This is a genomic window from Filimonas effusa, from assembly GCF_004118675.1.
Lineage (GTDB): Bacteria > Bacteroidota > Bacteroidia > Chitinophagales > Chitinophagaceae > Filimonas > Filimonas effusa.
Genome location: NZ_SDHZ01000005.1, coordinates 134,029 through 152,689, shown reverse-complemented (window position 1 = coordinate 152,689; position 18,661 = coordinate 134,029). Strand labels below are relative to the sequence as shown.

17 protein-coding genes are annotated in these 18,661 nt (G+C 44.6%); 16 read left to right on the top strand and 1 reads right to left on the bottom strand.

Features of this window, described 5'->3' with window-relative positions; translation table 11 throughout:
* The first annotated feature begins 44 nt into the window (after positions 1–44).
* From ESB13_RS22075 to ESB13_RS22055, 5 genes are all read left to right on the top strand, one after another.
* Positions 45–668, top strand: coding sequence for a Crp/Fnr family transcriptional regulator (locus ESB13_RS22075; RefSeq protein ID WP_129005941.1), 624 nt, complete (start codon positions 45–47; stop codon positions 666–668).
* A gap of 58 nt (positions 669–726) precedes the next feature.
* A complete protein-coding gene (locus ESB13_RS22070; protein ID WP_129005939.1) occupies positions 727–1,161 on the top strand; it encodes an OsmC family protein in 435 nt (144 codons plus the stop codon).
* Between the two features lie 103 nt (positions 1,162–1,264).
* The gene (locus ESB13_RS22065) at positions 1,265–1,828 is read left to right on the top strand and encodes a YeeE/YedE family protein (RefSeq protein WP_129005937.1); all 564 of its coding nucleotides are present in this window, start codon (positions 1,265–1,267) and stop codon (positions 1,826–1,828) included.
* A 9-nt stretch (positions 1,829–1,837) separates the two neighbouring features.
* A complete protein-coding gene (locus ESB13_RS22060) occupies positions 1,838–2,338 on the top strand; it encodes a DUF6691 family protein (RefSeq protein ID WP_129005935.1) in 501 nt (166 codons plus the stop codon).
* 44 nt (positions 2,339–2,382) lie between these two features.
* Entirely contained in the window at positions 2,383–2,826 is a 444-nt protein-coding gene (locus ESB13_RS22055) for a YqgE/AlgH family protein (protein ID WP_129005933.1), read from the top strand.
* A gap of 4 nt (positions 2,827–2,830) precedes the next feature.
* Here ESB13_RS22055 and ESB13_RS22050 read toward each other — a convergent pair whose 3' ends face one another.
* Positions 2,831–3,562, bottom strand: coding sequence for a phosphopantetheine-binding protein (locus ESB13_RS22050; protein WP_246022657.1), 732 nt, complete (start codon positions 3,560–3,562; stop codon positions 2,831–2,833).
* Between ESB13_RS22050 and ESB13_RS22045 the strand changes: the two genes are divergently transcribed.
* The 11 genes from ESB13_RS22045 (at position 3,556) to ESB13_RS21995 (ending at position 18,591) form a co-directional block, all read left to right on the top strand.
* Positions 3,556–4,209 carry a trimeric intracellular cation channel family protein gene (locus ESB13_RS22045; protein WP_246022656.1) on the top strand — a complete coding sequence of 218 codons (654 nt, stop codon included), beginning with the start codon at positions 3,556–3,558 and terminating at the stop codon, positions 4,207–4,209. The genes ESB13_RS22050 and ESB13_RS22045 overlap by 7 nt on opposite strands.
* Before the next feature lie 267 nt (positions 4,210–4,476).
* Positions 4,477–5,085: an RNA polymerase sigma factor gene (locus tag ESB13_RS22040; protein WP_164974311.1), complete on the top strand. Its 609-nt coding sequence runs from the start codon at positions 4,477–4,479 to the stop codon at positions 5,083–5,085.
* Between the two features lie 78 nt (positions 5,086–5,163).
* Positions 5,164–6,369, top strand: a complete 1,206-nt coding sequence (locus tag ESB13_RS22035; protein ID WP_129005929.1) for a FecR family protein — start codon at positions 5,164–5,166, stop codon at positions 6,367–6,369.
* Positions 6,370–6,413: 44 nt separating this feature from the next.
* A complete protein-coding gene (locus ESB13_RS22030; RefSeq protein WP_129005927.1) occupies positions 6,414–9,731 on the top strand; it encodes a SusC/RagA family TonB-linked outer membrane protein in 3,318 nt (1,105 codons plus the stop codon).
* Positions 9,732–9,743: 12 nt separating this feature from the next.
* Positions 9,744–11,189: a RagB/SusD family nutrient uptake outer membrane protein gene (locus tag ESB13_RS22025; RefSeq protein ID WP_129005925.1), complete on the top strand. Its 1,446-nt coding sequence runs from the start codon at positions 9,744–9,746 to the stop codon at positions 11,187–11,189.
* Positions 11,190–11,208: 19 nt separating this feature from the next.
* Positions 11,209–11,979, top strand: coding sequence for a DUF4843 domain-containing protein (locus ESB13_RS22020; RefSeq protein ID WP_129005923.1), 771 nt, complete (start codon positions 11,209–11,211; stop codon positions 11,977–11,979).
* 9 nt (positions 11,980–11,988) lie between these two features.
* Positions 11,989–13,533: a PKD-like family lipoprotein gene (locus ESB13_RS22015; protein ID WP_129005921.1), complete on the top strand. Its 1,545-nt coding sequence runs from the start codon at positions 11,989–11,991 to the stop codon at positions 13,531–13,533.
* Positions 13,534–14,062: 529 nt separating this feature from the next.
* Complete coding sequence (locus ESB13_RS22010) at positions 14,063–14,815, top strand: helix-turn-helix domain-containing protein (RefSeq protein WP_164974310.1); 753 nt, start codon at positions 14,063–14,065, stop codon at positions 14,813–14,815.
* 33 nt (positions 14,816–14,848) lie between these two features.
* On the top strand, positions 14,849–15,817 hold the full coding sequence (locus ESB13_RS22005; RefSeq protein ID WP_129005917.1) for a hypothetical protein: 969 nt from the start codon (positions 14,849–14,851) through the stop codon (positions 15,815–15,817).
* Between the two features lie 121 nt (positions 15,818–15,938).
* Positions 15,939–17,246, top strand: a complete 1,308-nt coding sequence (locus ESB13_RS22000; RefSeq protein WP_129005915.1) for a hypothetical protein — start codon at positions 15,939–15,941, stop codon at positions 17,244–17,246.
* Between the two features lie 46 nt (positions 17,247–17,292).
* Positions 17,293–18,591, top strand: a complete 1,299-nt coding sequence (locus ESB13_RS21995; protein WP_129005913.1) for a hypothetical protein — start codon at positions 17,293–17,295, stop codon at positions 18,589–18,591.
* Positions 18,592–18,661: the final 70 nt, after the last annotated feature.

The following is an 18,661-nucleotide window of genomic DNA, read 5'->3' as shown; positions in this document are numbered from 1 at the left end:
ATCTCCTGCCTGCGTTTATCCTGATCAAAGCGGTATCTTTAGAGATGGAAAGCCTGGAACAGATCGTTGAATTCAGATCATCTCCCGAACTGGTAGAAAAGCTGTACCAGTACAGCGTTATTAAGCATTATGAAGCCGGCAGCGTTATCCTTAATGAAAATGCTTCTATCCGCTCTATCCCTATTGTTACCAGCGGAATGATAAAGGTGATCCGTACTGAGCAGGACGGAAGGGAAATTCTCCTTTATTATATCAAGGCAGGAGAAAGCTGTATCATGTCGTTTCTGGGCGGGCTGCACAATGATACCAGCAAGGTAAAGGCTGAAGTGGAAGAAGAGGCAGAGATCCTTTTCCTGCCGGTAGACAAGATCGCCCTTCTCATAAAAGAATATCCCCAATGGCTGGATTATATCTTCCGTTTATACCATATGCGTTTTGAAGAGCTGTTGAATATTGTTAATGCCATTGCCTTTAAAAAAGTAGATGAACGTTTGTTGGCGTTGCTGCGTAAAAAGGCTGAACTTACCCAAAGCCGAACCATTTTCATTACACATGAGCAGCTGGCCAACGAACTGGGAACAGCGCGTGTAGTTGTATCCAGATTATTGAAGCAACTGGAAGAGAGCCAGGTGGTTCAGTTAGGCAGGAATAAAATAATGCTTGTGTAACAAAAGTGACTGTACAGGTTTTTTAATTGCTGCATTTTGCCGGCTCAAATATAAAACTATGGCACAGGAACATTTTTACGAAGTGAACATCACGTGGAAAGAAGGAAGGATTGGTGAATTATCAAGCCCTGTTCTAAGCAAGACAATTGAATGCGCTACGCCGCCTGAATTTCCCAACGGCGTTCCCGGCATCTGGTCGCCGGAACATTTATTTGTAGCAGCTATCAATAGTTGTTATATGGCCACTTTTCTGGCAATAGCTTCTAATTTCAAGCTGCCTGTCGACAGGTTTAATTGCAGAACAGTTGCTAAATTAGAGATGGTAGAAGGCAGGTACCTGGTTACGGAAGCGGAAATGTATCCCGATGTGAAGCTCACGGATCCGGAAGCGGATAAAGAAAAGGCGATGCGTGTATTGGAGAAAGCAAAGGCCGGCTGTCTTGTTACCAATTCCATGAAAACAAGTGTAAGCATGACAGCAACTGTCAATTGATGCATTCCGGGCAAGTGAATACAGGCTGCCGGTTATGCGGCGGCCTGTATTCACTTCCGGCGGTTATGGCAAAGTTGTTTTAGAAAGATTTGAATAGAAACCAATGATAGAATTATTGAAACAGCCCTGGCCCTGGTATATCACCGGGCCCCTGATAGGGCTTACCGTTCCGGCGCTTTTGCTTTTGGGCAACCGCTCCTTCGGTATCAGCGCTACATTACGGCATATCTGTGCTGCATGTGTTCCCGCAGGCATTCCGTTCTTTAAGTACAACTGGAAGGCAGAAACCTGGAATCTTGTATTTGTAATAGGGATAGCCCTGGGGGGTATTTTGGCGTCAACTTTCCTAGCAAATCCTGCACCCGTTGAAGTAAATCCTGCATTGTCGAACGAACTCGCCAGGTACGGTATCACCAATTATAACAACCTGGTACCGGGCGATATCATGAACTGGCAATCTCTGCTTACACTTAGAGGTGCGCTATTAATGATAGGAGGCGGCTTCCTTGTTGGCTTTGGAACACGATATGCCGGCGGTTGCACCAGCGGGCATGCTATTATGGGTATTTCAACGTTGCAATGGCCCTCACTGGTAGCTACTATCTGTTTTATGGCCGGGGGATTTATAGTCGCAAACCTGGTATTACCTTTTATTCTTTCCCTGTAAAATCAGGCTATGCTTAAACATAATATCGCTGATAATGATTTTGAAGTCCGTTCAACGGCTTCAGCTACTACTGATGCCGGAACTCCGGATCATAAATGGTTCCATTTTCTGAAATACCTTGTAACAGGAGTGCTGTTTGGGATTGTATTCGTGAAAGGAGAAGTGGTCAGTTGGTTCCGCATACAGGAAATGTTCCGCCTGCAGTCTTTTCATATGTATGGCGTTATCGGAAGCGCTATTGCCGTGGCAATGATTGCTGTCTGGTTTATTAAAAAGCTGGGAATAAAAACCATCAATGGCCAATCAATTAGTTTTACACCTAAGAAATTCAACAAAGGACAGGTTTACGGCGGACTGATATTCGGCTCTGGCTGGGCCCTTACAGGAGCATGCCCCGGACCTTTGTTTGCACAGATAGGAACAGGCGCTACGGTTATTGTGGTGGTGTTACTGAGCGCTATTGCCGGAACCTGGGTATATGGTCTGTTACGCGAAAAACTGCCGCATTAGCGGCCGTTGGTGTATTTGAAATACTATAAGCTAACTTAGCTCTTATGAATGCAGGAACTTTTTTACGTAGTACACAGTTGTTGGAAGGTGATTTCTTCGAAAATACAATCATATTCATCACTGAGTATAATGAAAAAGGAGCGATGGGCTTCGTGGTTAACAGGTTATTTCCACGTAGCCTAAATGAACTGCAGGCGTTTAACAAATGCCTTCCTTTCCCCTTATATGAGGGCGGCCCTGCAGATCAGGAGCATCTTTTCTTTATTCATAGAAGACCGGACCTGGTAGCTGATGGCGTTCCGGTTGCTGGCAATATTTTCATAGGAGGAAATTTTCAACAGGCAGTTACTCATATCAACAATGGGACTATAACGGAAAAAGATGTCAGGATTTTTATCGGTTATTGCGGATGGGATAAAGGCGAACTGGAAGCAGAAATAAAAGAAGGCAGCTGGCTGGCATCGGAGAACGAAGAACTGTTTCGATAAGGGATCAGTCCAGCCCCAGGTCATCACCAAATTTTTGATGAGGGGCTATTTCCCCGATTTCAAATCCTGCTTTATCCGCTATAATTTGATTGATCACTAATTCCATTTCTTTCCGGTTAACACCATTTGTTCTTTTAAGGGCTGCGTAGTTTAGTACCAGTACCTTTCCGGTAAATTCTCTCAATGTAGGTGCCGCTACTACGTTCCGGAATGGATTGAATAGCTGCGAAAGCAGCAGCATAACTACGATGCTTCCCAATGGTATTAACAAGCTCCACTTTGAAACGTCATAGAAATTAACGAGGATCAATGCCAGTGCCAGTCCACCCCCAATAGTCAGAAGCCCAAAGGATGTTAGTAGCTGTGACCAGGGGGCAGATAAATCGAGTGGAGGCATCTGCAGGTTTAGGTTAGCAGCAAATTCTTTATAGATCTTGCGGCGATTGTCTTTAGGGAACAGTTCCTCCGGTACATGGGCGGGAGTAATCGCTTTAGGAGACATGCCTGCTAATTCCCCCAATGCACGACGAAGCCGGTAGAAAAGTAGTTGCGAGGCGCATTGCCGGGATCCGATATTATTAAGATGACGTGCCACTGTGTCGTGAAGTTCTCCGACGGTAGTGCATTGTGATGCTTCCTCGTCGGGGATACTGATGTTGAAAGTTTTCTCAACTTCCATAACCAACTCTACGGAATCAAGTCCCATGGTATAAGTATTGATGCGAATGTATGGCAATTGACACTGTAATAAAATACCTTTGCGAAAAACGACAGGAGATGCCTTTTAGCGCCAGCTTTATCATTGAAATTCTGGGTACGATCAGTTTCACAGTTTCAGGGGTTTATTCTGCTTTGCAAAAAAGATTGGATATCCTCGGCGTGCTGGTAATTGCTTTTGTCACAGCCACAGGAGGAGGTACTATCCGCGACGTTCTCATTGGCGTTACTCCCGTAACCTGGATGCGCGATCTTACCTTGCCCTGCGTCATCTTGATAACCACGCCGGCTACCATTATTTTCAGAAAGAAAGTAAGAGACTACAAGATTACCTTATTTCTCTTTGATGCAATAGGACTTGGCTTGTTTACCATTATTGGATTACAGAAAGGATTATCTGTCTCGCTCCACCCCGCCGTATGTGTTGTATTAGGTACCGTTACCGGCTGCTTTGGTAGTGTTGTCAGAGATGTATTACTCAACCAGATCCCCACACTTTTCAGAACAGAAATTTATGCCACTCCCAGTATTGCCGGAGGAATATTATATTTCGTTTTACTGCCGGTAGTAGATAAAACAGTAGTAGAAGTTATTTGTATCATCTTCATTTCCGGCATCAGGATCATTGCCTTTACCCGCAAATGGCGGTTCCCGTCTTTTCTTTGACAGGCCAGAAACGCTAACCGGGAATGACAAATATTATCAATAAATTTATGGGGATACAATACACCATGGCATAACTCTTAAAGTGAATGCGTTATAAATATTATAAATATAAAATAAATACCAGGGGCTGTTTCCTGAATTAACTATTTGACAGTGCGGCCTGGGGCGGGATGTTGCAATCTTTCCGGTCTAAAGCACATCGTTGACCTTTTTTTGGTAATGGGTAGTAACTTAGTCTGCTCGTACCCCATAAATGTGCTATAAATTTTGAGTATAGTCTATAAAAATGAATCTGATCTGTTGCGTGCTGTTTCCTCCGGTAACGAGGAGGCTTTTGCAGGCTTATTCACACTATATAAAGATAAAGTATACGCCATAGCATTACGCATGACAGAATCCCAGATGCAGGCGGAAGATATTGTGCAGGATGTGTTTTTAAGGATATGGCTGCGCCGGGATACGCTTTCGGAGTTAAGTCATTTCAAATCGTACCTGTATACAGCTACCCGTAATCATGTGTACAATGCACTGAAAAAAATTGCAATGAATGATAAGCTCGGCGAATACCTGGAAAACAGCTTTCATATAGAAGATATCCTGCCTGATACAAAGATTACAGAAAGAGAATACCGGCGTTTTTTACAGCAGGCCCTTGATCAATTGCCCGAGCGGCAACGCCAGGTGTTCATTCTCATTAAGCAGCAGGGACAAAAACGGGAGGAGGCCGCAGCGCTTCTTAAGGTTTCTCCCGAAACTGTGAAATATCATCTTGCACAGGCAAACCGTTCGGTAAGAGCCTTTTTAATATCACGCTTCCTTGGCGATTCAGCACTTATGGTAGCTATGGTACTGATTGGTACCCATGGGAGCCGATAATTTTTTTTCTGGTTACTAACCCATTTTTCTTTTTGCGTTGTCTCATATTAATATTGTTCCTAAACGCGATATAATTGTATGCAGCAGAACCAATTGGAAGCTTTACTATGGGGATATTTTAATAAAACGCTTAATGAACAGCAACGGCAGGAGTTATTTGCACTTATCCGTAGCGGCCAGCATCAACAATATATAGAACAGTTTCTGCAACAATTATTGGAGCAGCAGCAGGATTATCCCGAACACCTCGATGAACGTACTTCAAACGAGATACTACAGGCTATTCAACAGTTAAAAAAAACGGATACCCGTCAAAAAAAGCCGGGAGGTAACATAAGAATGTACCGGTGGATGTATGCTGTAGCAGCTGCTATATTAGTTGTAGCCGCAGCTGTTGCTATATTCCGCCAGGGCAACCTGCCTGTTCAACGGTACGTGCAACAGGTGAATTCCGATATACCCGAAAGGAGATATGGGGCTATCCTTACTCTACCTCCCGGAAGGCAGGTAGTATTCGATAAACAGTTGAAGGATACTTCTTTTATAAGTAATGACGTAGAAATAAATATGAAGCACGGTGTACTCTACTTTAACAGGCGTTCCGTATCCGGTGATTTAAGTAACGTCCAATATACCGTAACAACACCGCGCGGACGTCAGTTCAGTCTTGTAATGCCCGATGGTACAAAAGTCTGGCTTAATGCGGCTTCTGCCGTTTCCTTCCAGGGTTTTGGCAATAATGCCAAACGCGCAGTGACTGTTGCCGGAGAAGCGTTCTTTGATGTGAATCCTGTGGCGCAAAATGCGTTTAGCGTACAAACAGGCAGTGGAATTGTTGTGCAGGTGCTGGGAACCTGCTTTAATATAAATGCCTACCTAAACGAACCTGCCCATGTTACCACGCTCATCAATGGAAAAATAAAACTGGTAAAAGGAGAAAGGAATGTTGTGATGCATCCCGGCGAGCAGGCGATTGCAAATAACAAAACGCCGGCGGGCCTCACTTTATTGAAAGGAGTGGATACCGCTGGTGCAGTGGCCTGGACAAAAGGTTTATTTAATTTCAAAGGAATAACCATTGAAGCGCTCGGCAGGCAAATTGAACGATGGTACAACATAAACGTTGAAGTGGATGCGGAGTCTTCTTTACATGAGATTAAACTGGGAGGCTCCCTGAGTCAGGATATTCCACTGGCCGATCTTATGACAGCCCTGGAAAGCTTTGGCATACATTCTAAAATTGTTAATAATCATTTACTGATATCCGCCGGCAAACCAAGGTAGTTTTCATTTCTCCCCCGATAAAATGATGGCTTAATCCTACTGCTATGAGGCCAATATTCTCTTTTATGTTGCTATGCTTTATGATCCACGTAAGATCGTTATCTCAAACGATTGATTTAACGGAATCTAATATGCCATTGGAACTTGTCCTTAACCAGGTAAAAACTCAGACAGGGTATTCTGTACTCTGGAATGAAATGCAGCTGCAAGGCCAGGCGCTCGTCTCTGTCCGCGCAAAAAAACTGTCCCTTAATGCCGTATTGGAACAAGTGCTTACGCCTTTGGGACTTACTTACCGGCTGATAGGGAAGCTTATCATTGTTACAGGGAAAACAAAAGTGCCGCCCAGAGATGCATCGGCCGCGCCGGCAAAAACCAGTGGATTTAGTATCTCGGGTATTATAATAAACGCATCCGGCGAACCTGTGGTAATGGCTTCTGTTCACATAACCGGAACGGGCATCCAGGCCGTCTCCGATAACAACGGCCGTTTTACTATTTATACAAAAAGGCAGGAACAACAGGTTAGTCTCCTCATTTCCTGCAATGGATATGCTGATAAAAGAATACAGGTCTCCGACAATCAGAAGGTTGTTGTTACACTACAGGACAAAATAGGTCTACTGCAAGATGTTGTCGTAGAAACCGGGTTGTTTAAAAAAAGAAAAGAAACTTATACCGGGGCGGCAGTGAGCATTGGGGCAGACGAGTTGAACAGGGCCGGTAACCGTAACCTTTTCCTGTCGTTGCATAACCTCAACCCGTCTCTCAACATTATCGAAAACAATACATGGGGATCAGATCCCAACTACTTGCCCGAATTACAGATCAGGGGTAATGCAAGTATTCCCAATGTAAATGAGCTGTCGAACGAAGCCAATACCGGCATGAACACGCCGTTGATCCTGGTAGATGGCTTTGAAACCTCTGTGCAGCGTGTAATAGATATGAGCCAGGAGCAGATAGTTTCCGTGACTATATTAAAGGATGCGGCAGCCACTGCTATCTACGGTTCGCAGGGTGCCAATGGAGTAATTGCCATTAAAACAAAACTGCCGGGCGAGAGCAACACTCCGGGTAAAACCAAAATAGCTGTTAAATACAATACCGTAATACAATCACCCGATATCAGCTCTTATAATATGATGAGGACACGCGATAAACTTTCGCTGGAGAGGAAGGCAGGAATGTACTCGTCGTCGTCTTCTTCCCAGGATATTAAATTGAAGAACTATTATAATTTTTTAATGCACGACATGACGCGTGGGGTAGAAACAGATTGGCTGGCCTTGCCACTCCGGAATGCTATCGGAAAAAAACTGAGTATGAGCTTTGATCACAAAGGCCCCCTATTCTCCTTTATAACAACATTACAGTTAAATGATGTGCAGGGTGTAATGAAAGCCTCTTCCCGCAAAAACCTGGGCGGTGATGTTAAAATAAATTTTCAACATGGTAAATGGCAACTATGGACACTGACACACTGGTCTTCCACCAACAGCAGAAACACACCCTATGGCAGCTTTAATACCTACGTTAAAATGAATCCCTACTGGGCACCTTTCGATGATAATGGGTTTCCATTGCGGCAGTTAGGCAATCCGGAAATGGCCCCTACTGGTTTTGCGGTTCCCGCCAATCCCTTATATGATGCTGCTTTATACGCTTTTAACCATGCTATCAACTATACATTCATTCAAAACCTGAAGTTGTGTTATAACCTGGATTCCTTTTTTACCTGTAAAGCACAGGTTGCAGCTAACAGGGGCTCAGAGTCGGGCAGCAGTTTAATGCCTTTCACCGGCACAAGGCGCTTTACATCCAATATATTTCGGGAAAGTGATTATAGCTATAACAGCAGTTGTTTGTTACAATATGATGCTGCTGTAAGTATTCATTATGATAATCATAAAGTAAAAAACCGTATAAATGCAGGCCTACAGGTAAGCGTAAGGCAACAGAGCAGCCATACGGATAGCGTAGCAGTGGTACGGCTACTCCTTCCTTCCATTGATTCCATAACTACTATCGTGCAAAGGTTGCAACAGGGCAGGCAGCTGGTAGAAGAATCTTTCGAACGTGCTGCTGCGTTTATTGCAACCGCTAATTATGCATACCGCAACCGGTACTTTGCAGATCTGTCTATTCGTGTAGATGGCAATTCACAGTTTGGTTTACATAACCGGTTCGCAGCTTTCTGGTCGGCGGGAATAGGTTGGAATCTGCATCAGGAACAGTTCTTCCGCCAATTTTCTGCCGTCAACAAATTCGTGTTGCGTTTTTCATATGGCCTTACCGGTGCATGCCGGTTTCAGCCTTACCAGTCTCTGAAAACTTACAAGTACTACAACAATGCATATTATGCCTGGCCCGGCAGTCGACTGATAACTTTAGGGAACGATGACTTGAAATGGCAGCAGCAAAAAAAATACAACGCCGGGATGGAGATGGTGTTATTCGGTAACAATCTTCAAATAACAGGCGATGTTTATCAGGAAACAACGGAAGGACTTATCTCTTTTATTAGCTTGCCCGCTTCGGGTGGATTTCCGGGGTACATAGGCAACGATGGAACAATCAGCAATAAAGGCCTGGAGTGCACAGTTGATTGGCAGTTCCTGCATAACAAAAGCAAAAATTACAGCTGGCGTATTGCCGCGGGGCTAACGCATAACCAGAATAAAATTATAGCCATTTCTCCGGCATTGGAGCAGGCACAGCAGAAAATGCAGCTTACGCCTTCAACTACACCGGTGCGTTTATACAAACAGGGATATGCTGTATATACCATGTGGCTCGTACCATCTATGGGAATTGATCCCGCTACCGGCAAGGAATGGTTCCGCAATAATAATGGCGATCCTGTATCGGGTTGGGATGGCACATACGTACAGCCAGCAGGAAGAGGCGAGCCGAAATTCAGAGGAAGTATAAGCTCTGTATTTACCTATGCCGGGCTGTCGGCTTCTCTTATCCTGCGGTACAGGTTGGGAGGCCAGCTGTACAATCAGACATTGATAGGCAAAGTAGAAAATGCGGGATTATATTATAATGTTGATGCCAGGGCTTTACAGGGCCGTTGGGAAAAGCCGGGTGATTACGCCGCCTTTAAAAGCCTGCTTGTTACTACACCTTCTTACGCCTCTTCGCGTTTTATGTTTAATGAAACTACTGTTGAAGCAGCCAGCCTGCATGTCATGTACAAAGCTTCGCACACACTTTCGGGAAAACTGGGTTGTAATGAATTGTCTTTTTCAATGACAGTTGATAACATTTTTTATGCATCGGATGTACACCGTGAAAGAGGGATTAATTATCCATTCTCCCGTCAGTTCACCTTTTCCATTGCCGCCTCCCTGTAAATACAATATACAATGAAGATGAGAATCACTGCTGTAGTTTACCTGTTGCTCACTTGCCTGAACCTGGTATCCTGTAAAAAATGGATGACCACGGAACCCAGGGTAGATGTAAGTGCCGATGTACAGTTTGCCTCCGAAGCCGGTTTCAAAAAAGCATTAACAGATGTCTATGGCAGGCTTACTGCAGCTTCACTCTATGGCCGCGCTATGAGCTATGGCGAAATGGAATTCCTGATGAATTCCTGGGATACCGCTGCCCCTTCCGTGGAAAAAAGTCTGGGAATGCGGGATTTCAGCAATACCGGAGTACAATCTGTTTTTAAGCGGGTTTTTGAAGGTTTATACGGGGCTATCGCTGCCATCAATGAAATACTGGCCCATATTGATGAACGGAAACAGGTATTCAGCACTGTTGAAATGTATAACACCATCCGGTCGGAATGCCTGGCACTCAGGGCTTTCTGTCATTTCGATGTGCTGCGTATTTTCGGGCCCGAACCCGGGAAAGCAGATAGCAGGCCGGTATTGCCTTACGTGACCAACTTAACCGCAGCCAGTCGCGTGCATATATCCTGTGATGCCTACATGAAGGCGTTGTTGTCCGACTTATCCGATGCTGCAGGGCTCTCAGAAAAAGTGGATCCGTTTATCCATTATTCACAGGCCCAGTTATCCGGCGGGCAAGCTGCCAGCTTACCGGGTGTGGCAGATGATTTTTTAACCTGCCGCTTTATCCGGATGAATTATTATGCCATTAAGGGATTACAGGCAAGAGCGTACTTGTGGGCGGGAGACAACACGTCTGCACTCGCCTGTGCAAGAGTAGTCGTGGATGCCAGGAACGATGATGGCCGCCACAAGTTTCCTTTGGGCACTGCGGCATCATTTGTTTTAGCCGATATGAATATGGTGACAGAGCAAATGTTTGGGTTATACGATGTGAATATCACTGATGCCTGGGGTGCCGTATTTGGAAACGGCAAACTAAAAAAAGGGACCAATGCAGCTATTGTTACCAGCCAGTTATATGGTAACACAGGTACAGATATCAGAGAGCGTCTGCTGTGGAAACAGGCGTCAAGTAATGCTTACACGGTTTTAAAATATGCATCCGCTCCGCAGCAGGGTACAGGTCGTTTGGGTCGTAACCTCATACCCTTGCTGCGGGTGAGTGAAATGTACCTGGTGGCAGCAGAAACAGCCCCGCCCGCAGAGGCCAACAGGATATGGAACCAGTTCAGGGCCGCCAGAAATCTGGCGCCCGACGTGCTGCCTGTTAACCAGGCCGATAAACAACGTGTGCTTGCCAGGGAATATCATAGGGAATTTTTTGCAGAGGGACAGTCGTTTTACGCTTACAAGCGGATAAGTGAAGATCATGCTGCTATCATCTGGAACGATCCGGCTGCTGCCATCGCTTACCAGGTACCGTTACCGGAATCAGAACAATATCCATAATTAAAAAAATGTGAATGCAATGGTTGTAAGACCCGTAATATCTGTGCTGTTGGCTGTGTTGATGCTTTCGTGCCGGCGTGAACAATATCATCTTTATAACGGTGCAGACTTTATTCAGTTTGGCCCCCCGGAACAATACCTGTATAATGTTAGCCGGCAAATGATGGATACTGCAAAAACTTATTCTTTTGCTTATTATGCTGCCAGTGTAGTATCTGATACCGTTTACTTCGATATATATATCCTGGGTGCAGTCGCGTCTGTTGACCGGCCGTTTTTACTAAAGCAGGTAATGGTGCCGGGAAGTAAGAACGCGCTGCCTGAGATACAGTACAGGAGTTTTGATGCCTCTTTAAAAACGGACTATATTATTAAAGCCGGGCAAACCCACGCCCGCGTTCCCATCATTGTATACCGTCATCCCTCTCTCAATAACGATGACGTTGTATTGCAATTTACAGTGATCGCCAACAATTGGTTTCTGCCTGGTGAGACTGCTTATACCTGGCGCCGGCTTGAGTTAAGTAATCAGCTGCGGCAGCCTGCTTCATGGGATAACTATGCGGTTCAGCTTTTATGGGGGAAATACAGCCAGGTAAAACACCGTTTTATGATTAGCCAGACAGGAGAAAGATGGGATCAGGATTTTATGTCGCAGTTCACGTGGCAAAATCAGAGCGGGGCAACCTTATTGCGTAATCAACTGAAAACGCTGCTCACCGCTTATAATGCCAGCCATCCCGACTTTCCGTTAACCGATGAGGATGGTGAACTTGTTGTGTTTCCATAACTGAATTACATGAGAAAAGAACAAATTATACTACCTGTAGCCTGTCTGTTCACAACGTTTCTGTTGCTGGTTTGTTTCCCGGCCTGTTTAAAAGATATGGGCAACTACCATTACCAGGCCCGTGAACAAGTAACAGTAGGGGGAATTCAAACGCTATACTCCGTTTTCCGGGGCGATAGTCTTTGTATCGATCCACAGATATTTTCCACTTCCCCGGATACAGCTTTTGCATATAGCTGGAGCTTGAATAAAAACATCCCGGCGGAGCCTGAAACAATGGACACTATTTCGCATTCAAGGCAATTGTGTTGCCGGGTGACACTGGGATCCGGCGTATGGACGCTGATTTTTTCGGCCACGAATACCAAAACACTGGCTGCCACAACCGTAAACCTGACGTTGCTGGTGAATACTAACTTCTCACAGGGATGGTATGTATTGAAAGATAATGGTGGCAGTACAGATATCGATTTCTTTCCTACACCGGAAACCATTGTGCCTTCGGGCAGAATAGAAGAGGTGTTGTATACAGTAAACGGACAGCATCTGGACGGGCAGGCGGCTTCTCTGGCGCTGATGCCTTCTTATAGTACAACTGTTAACGAAGCGTACTATAATACACGCGCATTGATGGCTTTGTCTGAAAACGATGCCGTGGTACTGGATTTGAATAACGGTTCCATTATTAATAAATATGACAGCCTTTTTTTTGAACCCCCGGTTGAACGAAAATTACAACGCGTATTTTATTCTCTTCATTCTTATTTCCTGGTGAACAATGGCAGGCTGCATACTTTATACAGCAGATCGATAAACACAGGAAAGTTCGGATATCAACAGTTGCTGGATAATAGAGGAACAGCGTATTCGCTTTCAAAATTCTATATGACATATTGGTCGCAGCGACCTGTTTTTTTTGATCAGAGGAATAGCTGCTTTGTTACGAGCGAAGGTACTGCTACTATGCTAACACCATTTTTAGATGACGCCAAGAGCGCAATGCCCGCCTGTGGTAACAATAAGTCGCTCCTATATCTGGGGTTAAAGGCGGCAGTTCCATATGAAGGCTGCGCTGTGTTTAGCGATAAAACCAACCCGGAATTAAAAATCATCACATCGATGAGGCTGTCGGGAATGTCGCAGCTATTACTTACCAATGACACGCTAACCCCTTCTTCGGCCGTTTACCATGCAAGCCTGTTTGCGATGCTTATGGGGGAGGAGAGTTTGCTTTATTTTGTCAAAGATCATGAACTATGGAACCGGTCTCTGCTTTCGAAACAGGAAAGCCGGCAATATTCATTTCCAACGGGTGAAGAACCCCTGTTTATACAACACCGCAAATACACGGGTACTACTAATTATACAAAGCTCAGCCATAATTTCATAATAGCGGCGTCTGCAAAGGATAATGTATACACCATTCGGATGTTTGGTAAATCTGCTGGTAACATACTGCCCATGCCGGCGGTTACATTACAGGGAAAGGGACGGCCGGTTGATGTGATTTTTGTTTCGCCGGATATAACACTTACTACACCTTTTTATAACTGAATATTTATAGTGAAGTATAAAGATTTAATCAGTAATCATTTTATTTTAATAATTATTAGTTGTTTTTTTTATACTTTTTGAATGAAAATCTAAAGACTATTGATGATGTATATTTTAGATTTGTAATATAGGTTGTTGCCTGCAGAAATAGTATTCTCACCCGTGCAGATGGCCCTCGCCCAGCCGCTGCCTTATATATAATTTCTGCTATTATAGTACCTGTTGTAAAGTCATTTTTTTGACATCTGTTGATTGGTTTTTTATATAAAATGATTTTTTTACTATAAATATGATTTGGTAGTTCTATGATCTTGTGTGTGTGATAAGTGATATATGATAGTCTCCGGGGCATCTGCCAACTTAAGCCTTCTTTATGTTTTCACTGGCACATACGCATTATTGTGTTGTATGATGTTATTTTCTATAGCTAACAATCTAATCCTGTGATATCGTGATGAATAAAAGTCTGACCTTAAGTTTGCCTCACGCAGCACTGAAAGGCTCATATTCCAAAAAAAACATCCTCATTATGGATAGCAACATCGCCAGAGGCAGTTATTTATCAAGACTGCTCGGCGATAGCTTTTCCGTAAGGCTTGCCAGAAATAGCTCGGTTGTTCCGGAGTTGACGACGGTTGTTCCGGATATCATTTTAATTGATATCGGCTTTTCCATGCCCGGAACTATCAATCAATTTATAAGTACTGTGCGTAACGATGCCAGGTTAAATCAGGCCATTATTGCAGTACTTACCGATACCGGTGCCGGGCCGCTTCTTTTATCGGCATTACAGGCCGGGGCAAACACTTATATTATTTACCCGGTAGCTTCAGAACTACTGCGTATAACCGTCGAAAAACTCGCCTCACTAAAAGATAGCTCTATGGAGGTAACTGCCGACTGGCTAACGCAGGCATCCGTTATTCAGATGGAAGAGGCTAAACCTCATTTATACGAAGATGCTTTTCGCAGGCGCTTCGAGGAAGTTGTCTCCAAATACATTGGAGATGAAATCCCTTCCGTTCAGAAAATCTCTTCCGAAATGGCGCAGAGCAGTGCCACACTGGTTCGATGGGTTAAAAAATTATACGGTGTTACTCCTAAAAAATACATTATGGATCACAAACTATATGTGGCCGAAATGATGTTAAGACACCGCTCGGGTAGCGTAAGGGATATCGCTTACAAGCTGGGATTTCATTCCGTTTCCTATTTCTGCTACCTGTTTAAAGAACGATATGGCAGCTCCCCTGGTAGCGTTCTCGGGAAACCACGGGAATAAACGTTTTATCCCTTTTTATAAACCAAACAAGTTATGAGTAAATTTCATGTAGGTATAACAGGAGAAAGCAGGCAACAAAAAAGAAGACGTTATTTGATTTTTTTTCTATTGCTGATAGCTTTATCTATCCTCTCGTTTTTATATACCAGCAGTAAAAAGAAAGAGCAGCGCCTGATTCATGAGCTGCAGTCGAAAATGGTGGAATCTGATCACATATTCAATGAAATCAGGGACAGCTTTAATTATGCCTTGCGCACTGGTGACTCAAGCTCGGTAAGGGCCGACTTTCTTACGCAGGCGCTACAGCAGCGTAACAAGGAGGTTGAGCAGGTAAGCGGCGAAATAAGCCGTTTGAACGGACCTGGTTATGCCGGTAAAACTACCATGGAAAATATTGCCGTATTAAAGACTACTATGGCAGGCCTAAAGGCTGAAATAGTAGTGCTGCTGGCCAGGATAGATTCGTTGCAACAGTCCCGTTTGCAGTACCACAATAATGCTACTGTAAGAGATACAATGTACCTGCCCACCGGTATGCCTTTCGCGTTTGCGCATGCCGATACATTAGCTCTTCCCGGAACCGCATCCGAAAAACAAGCAGGTCGTAAACTGGGTATTACCAATGTGCAACTCGTTGCCGATGATTCTATTGGCCAAAATCCAGTACCCGTTCGGCGTGGATTTTTATCCTATGCGCGCATTAGCCTGTCCTTTAATGCTACCGACAGTAGTACACTCCCCAGTTCCCGTCGCATTTTTGCCGTACTGGTAGGCCCTAAAGCAAATGAAAACGCCAACAAGGAGGTTAATAAAATATATACAGCTAACCTTACCCTGCCTTATAGTTACGCCAAACCCGTGACAGTTAAATATGAATGGAAACTAAACGAAGGGTTTAAAGCCGGTGATTATAAACTGGAGCTCTATGAAGCCGGGATAAAATTAGGAGAGGCCAGCGTTCGCGTTAAAAGAAGCATTCGTATGCAGCGATATATCCTTTAATGATATTTTAAACCTATAACGCGTTTTACGATACTTAATGCACGGAAACTGATATGGCTTTTTTTTCTTCTAAATTAATTTTGATAAATAATTAACTATTCTTCATAATTAAACGATCCCAATGAGAGAAGTTTACAAGGCTTTTGTGGAAAGGATGGCTTGTCCCAAATGGCTGCAAATGAGCGTACTGGCAATAGCATTATTATTGTCTGCTACAAAGATACAAGCCCAGATGAAAATTGGTGATAACCCTACTCGTATTAACAAATCATCGGTATTGGAACTGGAAAGTACCAACCAGGGTTTTCTGTTGCCGAGGATTGGCGACACCGCTGCAATTAACCTGCTAACCCCGCCCGATGCGACCATGATTTATTTCACGGACCCATCCAATACCAGCCATACCAATGCAGGTATTTATATCCGTAAAACAACTGGAGGTGTGCCAGCCTGGTTCAAACTTGCGTATAATGCGGAAGACCGTGGCTGGACTATGGGTGGCAATACCATTGATCCTTCGCTGTTTCCCAAGGCATTGCTGGGAACGTTGAACCAGCGCTCGGTAAACTTTATTACCAATAACCTGGTGCGTATGACAATCGACTCGGTCACCGGTAAAGTAACGGTAGTTGACAGTCTTACTGTGGGCGGAGCCCTGAATGTTGGCGGCAGAGTAATATTGGGTAACAAGTTGTCTGTAGCAGACTCCGCGATGTTTGCTGCAAAAGTAACCGCAGGTAAAAACCTGTCTGTAACCGATACACTGTTTTCAAAGGTCGCGAAGTTTACCGACAGCCTGTACCTTACTCATCTTAAAGGAGGTTCACTGTTAAATACCGTGCTGGTACAGGATACCGTAACAGGTACGGTAGAACGCCGTAATATGCCTGCCGATCTGTTCAAGGGTTGGACTATAGGTAACGTAGACACTTCTTCCTATCCCACAGCACTACAGCGTATCACCGGGCAAAACTTAAACAGGGATACACTGATTATTCATGGCGCAACTTTTACGGCGCCGGGTGTCATCACTACAGGCACACAGCCTATTGCGGGTACCAAGGTCTTGCGCGATTCTCTGCTCGTAGGCGGCGCCTCCACCGACTTACCCAATTCTACCTTACAGGTAGGAGGCAGTGTTTCCATGAATATACTCTCCGTAAGTGCCAGTACAACACTGAATGAAAAACATCATACCGTTGTGGCTGATGGGAACGTTGTCATCACATTGCCCAATCCCGTTAACGCCAAAGGACGGATTTATATCATTAAAGGTAGTAGCACTGTTAGTACCTCCGCACCGGTATCCATCGTAGGTACTGTAGACGGCACCGTTAAAACCGCGGGCGATGCATTATATATATATAACGCGGGCACTGTCCGTAAACTGCAATCCAATGGAGTAGACAGCTGGTTCCTGGTGAATTGATCCTTAATGATAACCGTTTATATTTTCTTATTTATAAAATAATTATATGCATAAAATTTGTCGTAATGCAATCCGCATCAAACGGATAGGGCTACTGTTGTTACCCACGATGTTGCTGGCTGTTATAGCTGCCAATGCGCAGCAGAAAATTGGTCTCAATCCAACTTCTATCAATAAATCTTCCGTGCTGGAACTGGAAAGTACGAAACAGGGTTTCCTGTTGCCGCGCCTGACCGATACCACAGCCATTAATGCGCTGACTCCGCCAAACGGAACTATGATTTATTATTCCGATGCTACACCTGCCAATGCCGGCATTTATATCCGCCGCACAGTAGGTTCAACACCAGGATGGTATAAGCTCGCTTATAATGCCGAAGACCGTTCATGGGCGATGTCTGGTAATACCATCAACCCGTCACTTTTCCCCAAGGCGCTCATGGGCACCATCAACCAGCGTTCGTTGAGTATTATTACTAATAACCTTGTTCGTATTGCTATAGACTCCGCTTCAGGTAAAGTATCTGTTACAGATAGTCTTGCGGTAGGTGGTGCTTTCTCTGCGGCGGGTTATGCCAAACTGGGCGGCAAATTGAGTGTAGCCGATTCAGCTTTGTTTGCTGGCCATATTAAAGCCTCCAAAAATGTATCTGTTACAGACACGTTGTTTTCAAAAGTGGCCAAATTCACCGACAGCCTTTATCTCACCAAGCTTAAAGGCCTTTCCAACTTAAACACGGTACTGGTCCACGATACCGTTACAGGAACGGTGGAACGTAGAAATATGCCTTCGGATGTCTTTAAAGGATGGGTCCTGGGTAATGTCGATACCTCCTCTTTCAGTACTGCGCTGGAGCGTATCACCGGCCAGGGGTTGAATAAAGATACCCTGTTGATCCATGGCGCTACGTTTACCGCTCCGGGTGTCATTACAACCGGCACCCAGCCCATAGCCGGTACCAAGGTGCTGAGAGATTCACTGTTGGTTGGCGGCCTTTCTACCGACAAACCCACCTCTACATTGCAGGTAGGGGGTAGTGTGTCGGTAAGTGTTCAAAGCGTTACAGCCAGCACTACGCTTAATCAAACACATCATACAGTTGTAGCAGACGGTAATATTACCGTCACACTTCCTGCTGCTGCTACTTCAAAAGGAAGGGTGTACGTGATTAAAGCAGTCAATGATATCAGTAAAGTGGATACAAACAAACCAGTGAATATTGTAGGTACTATTGATGGTGTGAGTGTCACCTCAGCTGCACCCATGACGCTGTTTATCCCGGGGGCTTACGTAAAGCTGCAGTCCAGTGGTGTAGCTGCAACCGGTTGGTATATTATTCCCTGATGAAAGACCAGATACAGTGGAGCGGGTATTTACCCGGCTCCCTGTATTCTTTGGCCTTAATACTATTAAT

Bases quoted from the DNA above. Each gene is read 5' to 3' on its own strand.
- ESB13_RS22015 (WP_129005921.1), top strand. From the start codon at position 11,989: ATGAGAAAAGAACAAATTATACTACCTGTAGCCTGTCTGTTCACAACG.
- ESB13_RS22065 (WP_129005937.1), top strand. From the start codon at position 1,265: ATGATAGAATTATTGAAACAGCCCTGGCCCTGGTATATCACCGGGCCC.
- ESB13_RS22075 (WP_129005941.1), top strand. From the start codon at position 45: ATGGAAAGCCTGGAACAGATCGTTGAATTCAGATCATCTCCCGAACTG.
- ESB13_RS22005 (WP_129005917.1), top strand. From the start codon at position 14,849: ATGAGTAAATTTCATGTAGGTATAACAGGAGAAAGCAGGCAACAAAAA.
- ESB13_RS21995 (WP_129005913.1), top strand. From the start codon at position 17,293: ATGCATAAAATTTGTCGTAATGCAATCCGCATCAAACGGATAGGGCTA.
- ESB13_RS22030 (WP_129005927.1), top strand. From the start codon at position 6,414: ATGAGGCCAATATTCTCTTTTATGTTGCTATGCTTTATGATCCACGTA.
- ESB13_RS22010 (WP_164974310.1), top strand. From the start codon at position 14,063: ATGGATAGCAACATCGCCAGAGGCAGTTATTTATCAAGACTGCTCGGC.
- ESB13_RS22060 (WP_129005935.1), top strand. From the start codon at position 1,838: ATGCTTAAACATAATATCGCTGATAATGATTTTGAAGTCCGTTCAACG.
- ESB13_RS22035 (WP_129005929.1), top strand. From the start codon at position 5,164: ATGCAGCAGAACCAATTGGAAGCTTTACTATGGGGATATTTTAATAAA.
- ESB13_RS22025 (WP_129005925.1), top strand. From the start codon at position 9,744: ATGAAGATGAGAATCACTGCTGTAGTTTACCTGTTGCTCACTTGCCTG.
- ESB13_RS22070 (WP_129005939.1), top strand. From the start codon at position 727: ATGGCACAGGAACATTTTTACGAAGTGAACATCACGTGGAAAGAAGGA.
- ESB13_RS22000 (WP_129005915.1), top strand. From the start codon at position 15,939: ATGAGAGAAGTTTACAAGGCTTTTGTGGAAAGGATGGCTTGTCCCAAA.
- ESB13_RS22055 (WP_129005933.1), top strand. From the start codon at position 2,383: ATGAATGCAGGAACTTTTTTACGTAGTACACAGTTGTTGGAAGGTGAT.
- ESB13_RS22045 (WP_246022656.1), top strand. From the start codon at position 3,556: ATGGCAATTGACACTGTAATAAAATACCTTTGCGAAAAACGACAGGAG.
- ESB13_RS22020 (WP_129005923.1), top strand. From the start codon at position 11,209: ATGGTTGTAAGACCCGTAATATCTGTGCTGTTGGCTGTGTTGATGCTT.